The organism is Enterococcus sp. DIV1639a (assembly GCF_050530445.1).
GTDB classification, from domain to species: Bacteria; Bacillota; Bacilli; order Lactobacillales; family Enterococcaceae; genus Enterococcus_B; species Enterococcus_B hirae.
The window spans coordinates 1,092,366-1,105,437 of sequence record NZ_CP172886.1; the positions used below are offsets into that span (position 1 = coordinate 1,092,366).

General features: G+C 35.9%; 10 protein-coding genes and 1 pseudogene. 5 read left to right on the top strand and 6 right to left on the bottom strand.

Annotated features, from left to right (window positions below; genetic code table 11):
• Positions 1-213: 213 nt before the first annotated feature.
• Both pflB and pflA read left to right on the top strand, forming a co-directional pair.
• A complete protein-coding gene (pflB, locus tag IGJ32_RS04970; protein ID WP_010719453.1) occupies positions 214-2,445 on the top strand; it encodes a formate C-acetyltransferase in 2,232 nt (743 codons plus the stop codon).
• A 151-nt stretch (positions 2,446-2,596) separates the two neighbouring features.
• Positions 2,597-3,364: a pyruvate formate-lyase-activating protein gene (gene pflA, locus IGJ32_RS04975; protein WP_010737384.1), complete on the top strand. Its 768-nt coding sequence runs from the start codon at positions 2,597-2,599 to the stop codon at positions 3,362-3,364.
• A 67-nt stretch (positions 3,365-3,431) separates the two neighbouring features.
• On the opposite strand, the pseudogene IGJ32_RS04980 reads toward pflA, so the two are convergent.
• Positions 3,432-3,628: pseudogene (locus IGJ32_RS04980) on the bottom strand (ISL3 family transposase); the annotation flags it as partial.
• 233 nt (positions 3,629-3,861) lie between these two features.
• Between IGJ32_RS04980 and IGJ32_RS04985 the strand changes: the two are divergent.
• Positions 3,862-4,320, top strand: coding sequence for an LMxysn_1693 family intestinal colonization protein (locus tag IGJ32_RS04985; RefSeq protein WP_342081941.1), 459 nt, complete (start codon positions 3,862-3,864; stop codon positions 4,318-4,320).
• 7 nt (positions 4,321-4,327) lie between these two features.
• The gene (locus IGJ32_RS04990) at positions 4,328-4,894 is read left to right on the top strand and encodes a CPBP family intramembrane glutamic endopeptidase (RefSeq protein ID WP_240273936.1); all 567 of its coding nucleotides are present in this window, start codon (positions 4,328-4,330) and stop codon (positions 4,892-4,894) included.
• A 207-nt stretch (positions 4,895-5,101) separates the two neighbouring features.
• Here IGJ32_RS04990 and IGJ32_RS04995 read toward each other — a convergent pair whose 3' ends face one another.
• Together IGJ32_RS04995 and IGJ32_RS05000 are read right to left on the bottom strand one after the other, a co-directional pair.
• Positions 5,102-5,347 (bottom strand): hypothetical protein, encoded by a 246-nt coding sequence (locus IGJ32_RS04995; RefSeq protein WP_240273937.1) that lies wholly within the window; start codon positions 5,345-5,347, stop codon positions 5,102-5,104.
• Positions 5,348-5,356: 9 nt separating this feature from the next.
• Positions 5,357-6,124: a DeoR/GlpR family DNA-binding transcription regulator gene (locus tag IGJ32_RS05000; protein ID WP_010737385.1), complete on the bottom strand. Its 768-nt coding sequence runs from the start codon at positions 6,122-6,124 to the stop codon at positions 5,357-5,359.
• Positions 6,125-6,586: 462 nt separating this feature from the next.
• Here IGJ32_RS05000 and IGJ32_RS05005 point away from each other — a divergent pair, with 462 nt between their 5' ends.
• The gene (locus IGJ32_RS05005) at positions 6,587-8,821 is read left to right on the top strand and encodes a helix-turn-helix domain-containing protein (RefSeq protein ID WP_430610869.1); all 2,235 of its coding nucleotides are present in this window, start codon (positions 6,587-6,589) and stop codon (positions 8,819-8,821) included.
• A gap of 287 nt (positions 8,822-9,108) precedes the next feature.
• On the opposite strand, the gene IGJ32_RS05010 is transcribed toward IGJ32_RS05005, so the two are convergent.
• Genes IGJ32_RS05010 through IGJ32_RS05020 form a run of 3 tightly spaced genes read right to left on the bottom strand, consistent with a single transcriptional unit; the run spans position 9,109 to position 12,793 of the window.
• Positions 9,109-10,413, bottom strand: a complete 1,305-nt coding sequence (locus IGJ32_RS05010; RefSeq protein WP_207427529.1) for an alpha-L-fucosidase — start codon at positions 10,411-10,413, stop codon at positions 9,109-9,111.
• Positions 10,414-10,423: 10 nt separating this feature from the next.
• Complete coding sequence (locus IGJ32_RS05015; protein ID WP_034867543.1) at positions 10,424-10,909, bottom strand: hypothetical protein; 486 nt, start codon at positions 10,907-10,909, stop codon at positions 10,424-10,426.
• Positions 10,910-10,924: 15 nt separating this feature from the next.
• Positions 10,925-12,793, bottom strand: a complete 1,869-nt coding sequence (locus IGJ32_RS05020; RefSeq protein ID WP_342081945.1) for a beta-N-acetylhexosaminidase — start codon at positions 12,791-12,793, stop codon at positions 10,925-10,927.
• Between the last annotated feature and the right edge of the window lie 279 nt (positions 12,794-13,072).

The following is a 13,072-nucleotide window of genomic DNA, read 5'->3' on the forward strand; positions in this document are numbered from 1 at the left end:
TGATTATTAAAAAATTATAAATATTAAGATAAAAAAATATGAAAGTGTTCACAATTGCTAAAGCTTGGTATATTAGCGTTTGTTGATATAAGTGAATAAAAACGCCATCTTTTGTTAAATAAAAAACAAGAAAACCCTTGCAAAGATGCTCGTCTGTGTTATACTAATCACGTAAAAACTGTTACATAAAACAGATAACGGGAGGTCCATACAATGGAGCAATGGAATGGATTTAAAGGAACGAAATGGAAAGAAGGCGTAGATACAAGAGACTTCATCCAAAATAACTACACTGAATACCGTGGAGACGACAGCTTTTTAGAAAAACCAACTGAAGCAACAGAAAAGCTTTGGGCAGAATTACAAAAACTAAATGATATTCAATTTGAACGCAATGGCGTTTATGACATGGACACAGAAATCGTTTCAACGATTACCTCACATGATGCAGGTTATTTAGACAAAGATCTTGAAAAAATCGTTGGTTTACAAACAGATAAACCGTTGAAACAAGCATTTATGCCATTTGGTGGTATCAATATGGCTAACAATGCATTAACAAGTAATGGTTACACACCTAATGATGAGTTGACACATATCTTTAGCGATTGGCGTAAAACACATAACCAAGGTGTATTTGATGCCTACACAGCTGAAATGCGTGCAGCACGTAAAAACAAAATCATTACAGGCCTTCCAGATGCTTATGGACGTGGACGAATCATTGGTGACTACCGTCGTATCGCATTGTATGGTATTGACTATTTGATGGAACAAAAGAAAAAAGACCATGATATGACAGGTTTCCATACAATGGATGAAGAAGTCATTCGTCTTCGTGAAGAAATCACAGAACAATATCGTGCTTTAGCACAAATGAAAGAAATGGCTGCAAAATATGGCTATGATATTTCTAAACCAGCTGCTAATGCAAAAGAAGCAGTACAATGGTTATACTTCGGTTATTTAGCAGCAATCAAATCACAAAATGGTGCAGCAATGTCAATCGGACGTATCTCTGCTTTCTTAGATATCTATATCCAACGTGACTTAGATAATGGCGTGATCACCGAACAAGAAGCACAAGAATTGATCGATCACTTAGTCATGAAATTGCGTATGGTGAAATTTGCCCGTACACCAGAATACAATCAATTATTCTCAGGATTCCCAATCTGGGCGACTCTTTCAATCGCTGGAATGGGCTTAGATGGACGCTCATTAGTAACTAAGAATGATTTCCGTCTATTGCACACATTGACTAACATGGGTCCTTCTCCTGAACCAAACTTAACAGTTTTATATTCAGAACATTTACCAGAAGGCTTCAGAACTTATGCAAGTAAAATTGCAATCGAAAGCTCATCTATCCAATTTGAAAATGACAATCTTCTTCGTGAACAATGGGGTTCAGATGATTGTGCTATTGCATGTTGTGTATCTGGAACAGTTGTTGGAAAAGACATGCAGTTCTTCGGTGCTCGTGCGAACTTAGCAAAAGCATTATTATACGCAATCAACGGTGGGGTTGATGAAGTAACTGGTGCCCAAGTTGCTCCTGAATATCGTCCAATCACAGCTGATGTATTAGACTTTGAAGAAGTAAAACACAAATTTATGAATGTGATGGACTGGTTAGCTGAGTTATATGTGAATACATTAAACATCATCCATTATATGCATGATAAATATTCTTATGAAGCAGCTCAACTGGCATTGATGGATTCAGATTTGAAACGTACATTTGCAACAGGGATTGCTGGAATCTCTCATGCAGCGGATAGCTTGTCAGCGATCAAATATGCAGATGTGAAACCAATCCGTAACGAAAAAGGAATTGCCGTTGATTTCGAAGTAACTGGCGACTTCCCTAAATACGGAAATGATGATGATGCAGCAGATGAGTTAGCAGAATGGATCTTAGAATACTTTATGACACAAATCAAACGTCATAAAACTTACCGCAACTCCACACCAACAACGTCATTATTAACAATCACATCAAACGTGGTTTATGGTAAAAACACTGGTAACACACCTGATGGACGTGAAGCAGGTAAACCTCTTGCTCCTGGGGCAAACCCAAGTTACAATGCAGAACAAAATGGATTGTTGGCAAGTCTTAACTCAACTGCTAAAATCAATTATGGTTATGCACGTGACGGGATCTCTAATACGCAAACGATCAATCCTTCCGGTCTTGGAAAAGATGAAGAAACACGTATCGGCAACTTGCGTAATGTATTAGATGGTTACTTCTCTAAAGGAGCATACCATTTGAACGTCAATGTATTTAGTAATGATCTATTACGTGACGCTATGGAAAATCCAATGAAATACCCTAACTTGACGATCCGTGTCTCAGGTTATGCTGTTAAATTCCGTGATCTAACGAGAGAACAACAATTAGACGTATTGATGAGAACATCACACGATAGAATGTAAAGCGGAATAAATAATACGATCTATCATTAAAAAGAACGATTGAAAAAGGTTGAGGGCAAGGCGGAGGTCTTTGCCCTCGTCTTTTCCTAGCAATCGGTTGATTCAAGTGTCTTTTGAAATAAAATGAAATCAAAGAAAAGAAGTGATCCTTATGGAAGAAAAAACAATTGGCTATGTTCATTCGATCGAAACGTTTGGTTCTGTAGATGGACCAGGCGTTAGATTCGTCGTTTTTATGCAAGGTTGTCGCATGCGTTGTGAATTTTGTCATAATCCTGATACATGGAATATAGGCGGAGGAAAAGAATATACGGCGGATGAACTATTAGACCAAGCAGAGCGCTATCGTTCCTATTGGGGTTCAGAAGGCGGTATCACTGTTAGTGGAGGCGAACCTTTATTACAGATCGATTTTTTGATCGAACTGTTCAAGAAAGCGAAAGAGCGTGGTATGCATACTACGCTAGATACTTGTGGGAAGCCTTTCACGCGTGACGAACCATTCTTTTCTCGTTTTCAAGAATTGATGAAGTATACTGAATTGTTACTGTTTGATATCAAACACATCGACAACGAAGAGCATAAAAAGTTAACACGTTGGGATAATGAAAATATTCTGGAGATGGCGCAATATCTTTCTGAGATCAATAAGCCAGTGTGGATCAGACACGTATTAGTTCCTGAACGCAGTGACTATGATGAATACTTGATTCGGCTAGATGACTTTATCAAGACATTGAACAATGTAGCTAAAGTAGAGATTCTACCTTACCATACGATGGGGAAATATAAGTGGGAAACACTTGGCTTAGATTATCCACTAGAAGGTATTGAACCGCCAACAAAAGAAAGAGTCGAGAATGCCAAACGACTACTTCACACAGAAGACTATCGAGGATATCTCAGCAATAAGAACTGAGTAGCTGTGTAAAATCAAATCTGGGTCAGAATGAATCATATTCTGTCTCAGATTTTTTTCATTTACTTTAATTAATTGATTTAAATCTGTAAGTTACTCGTTTGGTTGTCTTTTCATGAGGATTCTTCGCTTCTATTTTCCCATTAGAGTACGGAGAAATCAGCGCATTGGTGTTCCCATCTTCATAGTACAGAAGGTTTGAAGCTTCACTCGAAAGCTTTCATCTTGCGTTTCTGGAATTTCTTTTAACAATGAACAAAAAAGAGAAAAGAGACATCACGTATGAACAAGCTTTTACAGGATTCTTTGAGGTAAATTAGTTAAAATTACAAATAGTTAACTAATATATGGGTGGTTTATCCTATTTTTGATTGGTTTTATCGTAAAATTAAATAACGAAATTTATATAGAATAAATATTGACAACTTTAAATTTTTCTATTATTCTAAAAACACAGAAAACGTTTTCTTAATCTATTATTACTGAGAGAGAACACCATGAAAAAGCATTTATTTAAAACAATGTTATTATCAATGTCCATTTTGACTTTAGGTTCTGCCATTATGCCTAGCGTTAGAGTATTAGCTAGTGAGCATAATATTTCTAATATAGCTGCTTATTCTGATGATGACTATTATTACGTATTAGATGAATCTACTATTCAAACGAGAACTTGGTCAAAACCTCAAAACTGGTCAATCAAGAAAGGAACTCGAACTTATTTAGGTGTAGAAACTCATACCCGTGGTACAAAATTATCCATTAGTGATAATATTTTTGGAATGAAAATCGAATTAAATAGAACTACTTCTGCAAGTGGAAAATTTAAAAAATATCGTCAAAATGCAACAATAACCGTAACCTATAAAGTTTATAGGAAAGTTGATAATCGTTATGTTCGTACAGAAACTGCAAAAGCAAACACACAGTATATTGATTATATTCCTATTGGATAGTGATTGAATGGTTAAATGGTTATTTTGTAGTACGTACTTACTCCTAACTTTTATTATTCCTTCGCTTGGTGTACCCTCGAATATTTATTTTTTATTTGAGCATAGTAGTATCTTCTTTTTCATTTTGTCAGTCGTTTTATTTTATTCTACTTTAATCCAAGAATTGAAAAAAATCAGTATAACAAAACTCTTAAGAGTTGTTATTTCTTCATTTCTCATACTATTTATTATTAATTTTATTAATACACCAATTTCAAAAAGTTTAAGCCCGAGTGATTTAAAAAATCCACTCTCTTTCTTCTTTTTTAGCGCAATTACTTATGGCGTAATTTTAGAAGAAATAGTTTTTCGCTTCTGTATGATTAACCTTCAAACTAATAAAAAAAGTCAGTATATAATAATGCTAATCTCTGCTTTTTTATTTGCACTTGTTCATGGATTCGGTTTAGTGATTTTCTTAAGTGGAATTCTTTTAGGATTTGTCTATATAAAAACACAAAACATTTGGTATTCCATAATAACGCATAGTTTATATAATTGTTTTGCTATATTGGTTTATTTATTTTTAACTTAATTATTACAAAAAGTGTTTAGCAAATGCGACTCTTTATCAATAAGAACTGAGTAGCTGTGTAAAATCAAATCTGGGTCAGAATGAATCTCATTCTGTCTCAGATTTTTTGTTTCGCACAAAGCGCACGAAAATGTGACTGAAGAATCCTCCAGTCACATAAATGATAGAGCCAATTAAGCAATGGCCTCAATACTGTATGTTCATTTTTTAGTGATACCAAAACACTTTTGATAGCGGATTGTCTTGTTTGAGGATCTGTGATTTCAGGTCAACCAATAGCTTGATGTAGTTGGGCTGTTTCTTTTGATGAAGCAAATAAGTGCTGTTTGAGTCACCTGCTTTTTGAGAAGAAAAAGGGTGAGTAACAAGGGCGTTTGTTTGGCTGGTTGCGAAAGTTCTATCAACAAGTTGAACAATGAGAAATATTGGATGCTCCAATTGTTTTTTGTCCATTTATATTTCTCATTCAGTGGGATACACCAAGTGAATGTCATTTTTTTCAATGATTCTATGATAAATCTTAGGCGGTTTTTTATTGGTAACAATCGCATCATAATCATAATAATCACCTATCTTGAAAAAATGAGTAGAGTCAAATTTCGTTTCGTCAGCCAATAAAACAATCTCTTGTGCTTTATTCATCATTTCTTTTTTGATTTGTGCTTGATTGAAGTTTGCTTCATAAATCCCTTCATGGTCGAGCCCCCGGCAAGATAAAAAGGCAGCATTGAAACGAAAGGAACTGGTAATGGGATCAAGTGTATTTGAAATAACTGTACTAGCATTAAGTTTGACTTCACCGCCAGTCAAATAAATTTTTAAAGATTCGTTCTGACATTCACTTAACTTTAAAGCTGTACGCAAACCATTGGTAATGATAATTAAGTTAGGTATCTTAACAAGTAGTGGAATAAGGTGTAGAACCGTACTGCTGGAATCTAAAAAAATACACATACCTGGTGCAATAAAATCTCGTGCTAATTCACTGATGATCTTTTTTTCCGGGATATTACTGGCTTCTCTTTGAAGATAAGTATATTCCATGTTTGTCGTTTCGTTCAAGATCGCTCCGCCCCAAGTTCTGCGGATCAATTTTCGTTTTTCTAGCTCAAGTAATTCTCTGCGAAGTGTACTTATACTACAGTGAAGGTGAGTACAAAGTTCTTTGGAAGTTGCTTGTTTCTTTTTTACCAAATAGCTTAAAAGATCGCTTGTACGTCTAGTCTCCATTTTTTTCTCCAAGTTTTTCTTTTATTATAGCGCTTTCTTTTTGCGAATAAAATGCTTTTGAATAAAAATGAATGAGTTGAACAAAAATCTTGCTAATTTTTGAACAATGATCAAAATTTTAAGCAAGGATTTCCTTTATTTAGAAAGCGCTTTATAATCGAGGCATACATACGTTGGAATAAAAGGAAACGATGGAAGAATAACAGATAAAAATTAGATTTGTGATATATGTAAATAAAATGTGGCGGCAAAAAGCTGGGTTGTCAGGATAATGTAAATGGTTCTATGAAGTTGATGGATCAGCTTTTTTAGGTATTTTCATCGGGATCAGCAGCCTGTAGATTATTCATTGACCAGTGCGGATGGAATTGTGAGGAGTAATTATAGAAATGAAAAGTTGCTATTTATAACTAAAGCCCTAGATACCACGACAGGATTAGCTAAAGAATCAAGGAGGGACATATGGTACGAGAAGTTGCTACTAACGGGAAAAATAAACAGCACAGACAGCTTTCTAAGTCGATTTTATCTTATCTTTTTGTCTTTCTAGTGCCATTTTTTATGGTATCGTTAATTTGGTTTCATACGGCTAAAGAAAGCATTAATCAGCAAGTTGTTTTGACAGCCAAAAATCAGTTACTCCAATTGAAGTACTCATCTGAAAATAAGTTTTTGCAATTGGATAATATCACTCAACATATTCCTTATAACACCAATCTTTCACCTGGAAGGCTTTCCCATAGTTATTATGCTCGTGAAGGACAACTTAGCTTGCAACAATATAAGCTAAGTAATGATTTTGTTGAGGAAATTTATCTTTACTACAAAGAAAACCCAAATACATTATTTTCATCTACCGGTAGCTTGACAGTGGACAATTTTTTGCAACGAAAAATCAATAATCATTCGCTTGATAAAAAAGAGCTGCTTTCACATCTTGATAACGATATTCCAACTGGGCTAACCCTGAAAAAAGAACCTAATTCTACACAAATTTTTTACATTGTTCCAATTAAAGATGCAGAAATGCATTTTTACGGCGCAGCAATCTATTCAATCAATCTTTCGATTTTGAATAAGCTGTTGAATCTTTCCAATAGTGATGGTATCAGTACCAACTATCTGATTGATGACTCGTATCGTATTCTAGCAGCAGATACCAGTAATAACAAACTAACGGCGCATTTGCATCAGCCGAAGCAAATTCAAATGATCTTGCAACAGGATGATTTTTACTACAACCATCGAAACTATCTTGTCCAGTCTTTGAATAGCAGGGATTTGAATATGTCGTTTGTTTCTGTAATGGATCCATCACAAGCTTTGACAAAGATCAATACCATCCACCAAAAGTTTTTAAAACTTTTTTTTGTGATATTTGTGTTTGGTCTAGTGCTTGTAGTGATTATAGGTACTCGTTTTTCACAGCCGATCCGCAACATTGAAAAATTGATTGATCAATATTATCGAAATAAAATCGGTGTAGCTGTTTCCAACGGGAATGTCTATGAAACGTTGGCGCAATTTTTGAACGAACATGAAGAGCTACATAAAGAAATTAAACGACAGACTCCCCATGCGAGAGAACAGGTCCTTAGAAAAATTTTAGGAGGGAAATTTAAGTCTCCAGAAGATTCATTAGTTCTACTGAACTCTGTCCAAGTGCATTTTACCGGTACTTGCTATTTTGTCGTCGTAGTTGATTATCCTATCCAGAGCATTGACGACACAGCTAATGAGTTACCGCCGAAAGTAAGCGGAAAGAACTTTTCGGGATATGGTACAGAGATCCTATCTGCAGGAGTGACCGCCTATATCTTTAGTACCTATGAAAAAACTAGTCACAAGAAAGTTGTAATAGAGATGATTCAGCAACTAAAAAAAGCGTGTTACGGTACTTTTAGGATGGGAGTAGGAAATAGTACTGAAAACCTTACGAAGATCAATGCTTCTTATATTGAAGGTTTGGCCGCATTAGACTATTCAACAGTAGAAAATAACTTTGTTTTCTATAATGAAATTCCAGGTGAAGAGTCTTCAACTAGCATTAATTACCCAGATGGAGAAAAACTGAAATTGATTCAAAGTCTGCGTCAAGGAGACTTAACGATTGCTGCGGAAACGATTGAATCGTTGATTGAGCGGGGGATTAAAGAACACTTTTCTTATAGTGGACAAAAAATGTATGGTTTTTATCTATTAAATGCAGTTGCTAAAGTAAGTAGTAATTTGCAAAATAAAACAATTTTGAAAAAAGCAGAAAAAAGTGCCAAGTTTAGTAATTTACTCGAATTGAAGCAACAACTATTAATGCTCGCAAAAATGATCTGTGAGGTTATGCAAGTTAAGCCACAAAATCAAGAGTCTGTGCTGAAAAAAGAATTGTTCGAATATCTTCACAAAAACTATGCTTCTTTCCAATTATCTATGGAAAAGTTGGCAGATGAATTTCAACTTTCAGTTTCGTATCTTAGCCGTTTTATCAAAAAAGAAACAGGTACTACTTTCTCAAAATATCTGCAAGAATTGCGGCTAGAAAAAATCAAGCAAGACTTAATAGAAACTGATTTACCAATAAAAACGATTATTCAAAAGAATGGTTATTATGATGTTTCAAACTATACGAGAAAATTCAGGACGAACGTTGGTGTGACTCCAGGTCAATACCGAACAATGAATAGAGAAGGAACTTTATAAGCAATAAATAGGAGTAAACTAAGGGGGGATATCGAACTGGAGCAGGACGGAGAAGTCATTTTATTTCCAGTTTTGAGCTTCTTACAAAAAAACAAAAGCAAATAATTGTAAAAGACTGAAATAACTACCCAAATTGTTGCTTTTTCAGCATACAACTTGGGTAGTTATTCAAATGTTTTACGATATTTCTCACTAAAAGTATGTTTTTACAAGCTTTCGATGCCGATATTTTTTGTGAATCACCGAAGGAAGTATCATCTGCTTTTTATTTGGTCTTTATTTGCTCTTTATTCGTCTTTCAAGGTAATTTCAATTACTGGGATCAGCACATCAGGCTTGATGATTGGCAAGGTGATGACAAGATCTTCTGGAGCAATGACTGCTTCTGTAGAAGTAATCACTTCGTCCGGATCAAATCCTCGATAAAAAATTTCTGAGCCATCATTGAGCAGACGAATAAACTCAACTTTACCTGCTAATCCTTTAAGATGAAGGTTGCGGTAAGGATAAGAAAAGAGATGCAGATAAAGCTTGTTTCCATTTTGTGTATATCGGCAATCGTCAGGAGCTTCAAAGGCGCTATATGAACAGCCAATGACAGATGCTTTGTGAAGGGTCATCCAATCTCCGATAGCATGAAGCCGTTCCAACGTTTTCGTATCAATCATTCCTCGTGGATTAGGACCAATATTCATCAAGAAATTCCCATTTTTTGAAACGGTATCAATCAGCATTTTCAAAAGCATCTCACTACTTTTCCATTCCATATTGTCACGGTCATACCCCCAAGTGCCATACATTGTCTGACAAGCTTCCCAGATAACAGGCATGCCGTTTTTCTCTAATGGTTTATCAGGTTGAAACTGTTCTGGAGTAGTGATGCCATGGCCTAAATCAAGTCGATCATTCAATAGGAGATGAGGTTGCAGTTCTAAGCAGAGCTTTTCTAGTGCTTCGCTATCCCAATCAATGTGCCCTTTTCCTGTTGACCATCCCCAATCGCGGTGGCTGTAAGAAAAATCGAACCATAAATAATCGATTTTTCCATATTCTGTCAGTAATTCTTTGACTTGTTCACGTAGATAGCGTTGATAAATCTTGATATCTCTTTCGGAATTTTTTTCTCGCAGTTTCTGGTTCTCTCTTTCAGGATGCAGTCCGTCCAGTGGGAAATGTTCATGGCGCCAATCGATCAGTGAATGGTATAACCCGATTTTGATCCCGACTTTGCGAAAAGCCGGGAGTAGCTCTGCCAGAAGATCTCGTCCAAAAGCAGTATTGGTGATTTTGTAATCAGTTTGTTTCGTATCCCATAAGGCAAAGCCTTCATGATGTTTTGTCGTGAATACCATGTATTTCACCCCACAGCGAGCGGCTTCTTTTGCCCAAGCATCTGCATCAAACAAATCAGGGTTAAAATGCTGAAAATATTTTTTTGAATATTCCTCTAAAGAGACTTGTTCTGTGGTCATAAACCATTCGTGTCTAGCTCCCACACTGAACAAGCCAAAATGGATAAACAAACCAAAACGATCATGGATAAACCAGTTAGGATCAGGATAGTCGGTGGGCCAATTATTGAATTTTTTCATATGAACACTCCTAATTTAAAAATTGTGTATTTGTCATTGTTGTTTCTTTGATTTTCCATTTATTCTCTTCAAAAATAAAGGTGTGATATGCCGTTGTGATATGATCTCGATATGCCTTCTTCCCATGATTCACTGTTTTTTGTTCTGCCACTACTAACATCGATTGAGGTGCTTGTTTGATTACTTCGAAAGAAAGCAGTTCATGACTGACATCATAGTCTTTAAAAAATTGCTGCATTTCTTTTGTGGTCGCTTTATGTGCATCTTTGACTAGTGTTGCTAAATAGTCGTTCAGATTTTTATCCGTTGCAGCCTTTAAATTTTGTTGCAAAAGCTGATGGCAGATATTCGCAGTTCTTTGATTATTGATTTTCCCAGTGATTTTAGTAGATGTCTGTTTTGCTTCGACACGAGGCACGTTTCTGACAAGCTGAGAAGCAGCAGTGACCAACAAAAAAATACTCAGAATGACCAAAAAAAGAGTTCTCTTTTTCATTTTTTATCCCTGCCTTTAGATATCTGATAGTTTACTAGCACTATAAATTCCATGGAACAAGTTTCGCCCGACACCGCTTGCTGTTTTGAAAGGAGCATCGAAGGGTAAAGGCGTTTGCTCAAGCTCAGGCAATTGCTTGATTTCTCCTGTTAAAAATTTATTCAGTCGCCAAACGGTTGTTTCTATCCGACTTTTTAAGGCACCGTAACGAAGATCGATAATTTCATAGCCAAAGGGTTTATTCCATTCAAACCATAGCTGGCGATGGAGGTGTTGCAACTCATTGATCTTTTTGGTGAGAACTTCCAGTTCGCGAAGGATTAGTTGTAACTGGTCATTCCTTTTTGATTGGTAGGCTCGATAAGAGCAACCGATCAAACTTGTTTTTATAAAAAGGACTTGTGCTAATTTCTGATAAAAAGTAAACATCGTTTGTGTGTCCTCATTAGCTGTTACGCTAGATAGTTTCTCACTTAAGTCCTTATAATGCGCAGGAAGTTCTAAATTTTGCAGATCAACATCGTAAAGACCGTATAATAGATCTTGATAAAGTGCCAACTTACTACTATTTGATCCATCAGGGTTATTTTTTTCTACACCTTTCGTCTGATCAAAAGTATCTAGCAGTAAAAAATCATCAGCCTCAAGATGGTGGAAGAGACGGAAACGCTCTTTAATCAGTTCCATGCTTACTTCAGGAGCAAATTGTTCCTCGCTGAATTGTTGTAATCCTAACAAACTTGCGATGATCGGTGTTTCAGCACTATCATCGCCCCATAAAGTAGCATAAACTTCGTTGATTTTTTCCTCTTTTGCGACAGAAAGACTAGCGCTGGTCGTTTCAAACGATTTTCCATAATTTGGTGCAAGACCATTCCACGTCCAGATACCGCCCGCAAAAACGATCGGTCGTTGCAATTTTTTATGATTTGAAAAATGCAATTGGTATTCTTCTTTTGAATGATGGTAATAATCCCAATAAACCATACGAATTTCAGGAATCTTTGCAATCAAATCTTCTGGAAAATGTACGTCTTTATCGTAATAGTCTCCTGACTTTGAACCGATTCTAAAAAACATATCGCTCCACATCATGGGCTGTAACTGATAGTTCCTGCAGATTTCCATTACTTTTTTCAGATGCTTTTCCATAATATCAAAGCGATCGATCAAACCATGCTGGGTTAAATAATGACCACGTCCCAGATCATGAGCTTCGTCCATCCCGATATGAATTTTTGACGTTTTAAAAGCGGCTGCGATCACAGAAATTGCACGATCTAAAAATTGATATGTTTTTTCCTCTTCCACAAGGAGAATATCACTTGTATCTCTCATGCCATTGGCAAATCCCCATTTTAGCGGATTAGTTAAATGAGCCAGCGTTTGAATACAAGGAATCAGCTCGATCCCTACCGTCTCTGCAAAAGCATCCAACGCCTTTAATTCCTCAAGAGAATAGGCACCACGACAATAACCAAAATAAGGATAATCAGGGATTTGATACGTATCTTCCATATAAAGCATGCAGCTATTTAATCCCATCTTGCTACAAAGAACAAAAAAGTGTTTCAGCTGATCAACAGTCATCACAGCATTTCTAGAAAGATCTACCATGGGCCCAATTTTTTCAAATTGCGGAAACTCTTCATAAACAAATTCTTCTTCACAGCGATCTAACCAGAGTGACAGCGCTCGAAAAAGATGGGCTTTTTCCTGAAAATAGATAAACGTTTCGTTTTCTTTATTTTCAATTTTTAATGAACCGTTGCGCTGAATCAGTTGGAGTGGTTTTCCATTATCTGAAATAGTTAACGCTAATTCGTTTGTCGCAATTTCAAAAAAATCACGCATGACATCTGTAAGTTCGATTGAAACTTGCATAATAACCTCCTTGAAGTAATCGTTTTCATTTTCAGTATATAGCACTTGTAAAAAAAGAAAATAACTAGCTTGAAAGTACATAATCTGTTTATTTGACATAGTGAAAGTTGATGAATATACATAGCCAATCAGCTTCTGGAAAATAATAAATGAAAGAAAAAACGAAAGGGATAAGTAACAGGTAGTAGCCTTAGCAAAAATTGAAAAAAGGCTTGAGTCAACGATTGGCAGAAGGTTCCCTTTGATGGCGACAATTATGAATAAGGAGTGAAACAGACA

Bases quoted from the DNA above. Each gene is read 5' to 3' on its own strand.
- IGJ32_RS04985 (WP_342081941.1), top strand. From the start codon at position 3,862: ATGAAAAAGCATTTATTTAAAACAATGTTATTATCAATGTCCATTTTG.
- IGJ32_RS05020 (WP_342081945.1), bottom strand. From the start codon at position 12,793: ATGCAAGTTTCAATCGAACTTACAGATGTCATGCGTGATTTTTTTGAA.
- IGJ32_RS05010 (WP_207427529.1), bottom strand. From the start codon at position 10,413: ATGAAAAAATTCAATAATTGGCCCACCGACTATCCTGATCCTAACTGG.
- pflA (WP_010737384.1), top strand. From the start codon at position 2,597: ATGGAAGAAAAAACAATTGGCTATGTTCATTCGATCGAAACGTTTGGT.
- IGJ32_RS04990 (WP_240273936.1), top strand. From the start codon at position 4,328: ATGGTTAAATGGTTATTTTGTAGTACGTACTTACTCCTAACTTTTATT.
- IGJ32_RS05015 (WP_034867543.1), bottom strand. From the start codon at position 10,909: ATGAAAAAGAGAACTCTTTTTTTGGTCATTCTGAGTATTTTTTTGTTG.
- IGJ32_RS05000 (WP_010737385.1), bottom strand. From the start codon at position 6,124: ATGGAGACTAGACGTACAAGCGATCTTTTAAGCTATTTGGTAAAAAAG.
- IGJ32_RS04995 (WP_240273937.1), bottom strand. From the start codon at position 5,347: ATGGACAAAAAACAATTGGAGCATCCAATATTTCTCATTGTTCAACTT.
- pflB (WP_010719453.1), top strand. From the start codon at position 214: ATGGAGCAATGGAATGGATTTAAAGGAACGAAATGGAAAGAAGGCGTA.
- IGJ32_RS05005 (WP_430610869.1), top strand. From the start codon at position 6,587: ATGGTACGAGAAGTTGCTACTAACGGGAAAAATAAACAGCACAGACAG.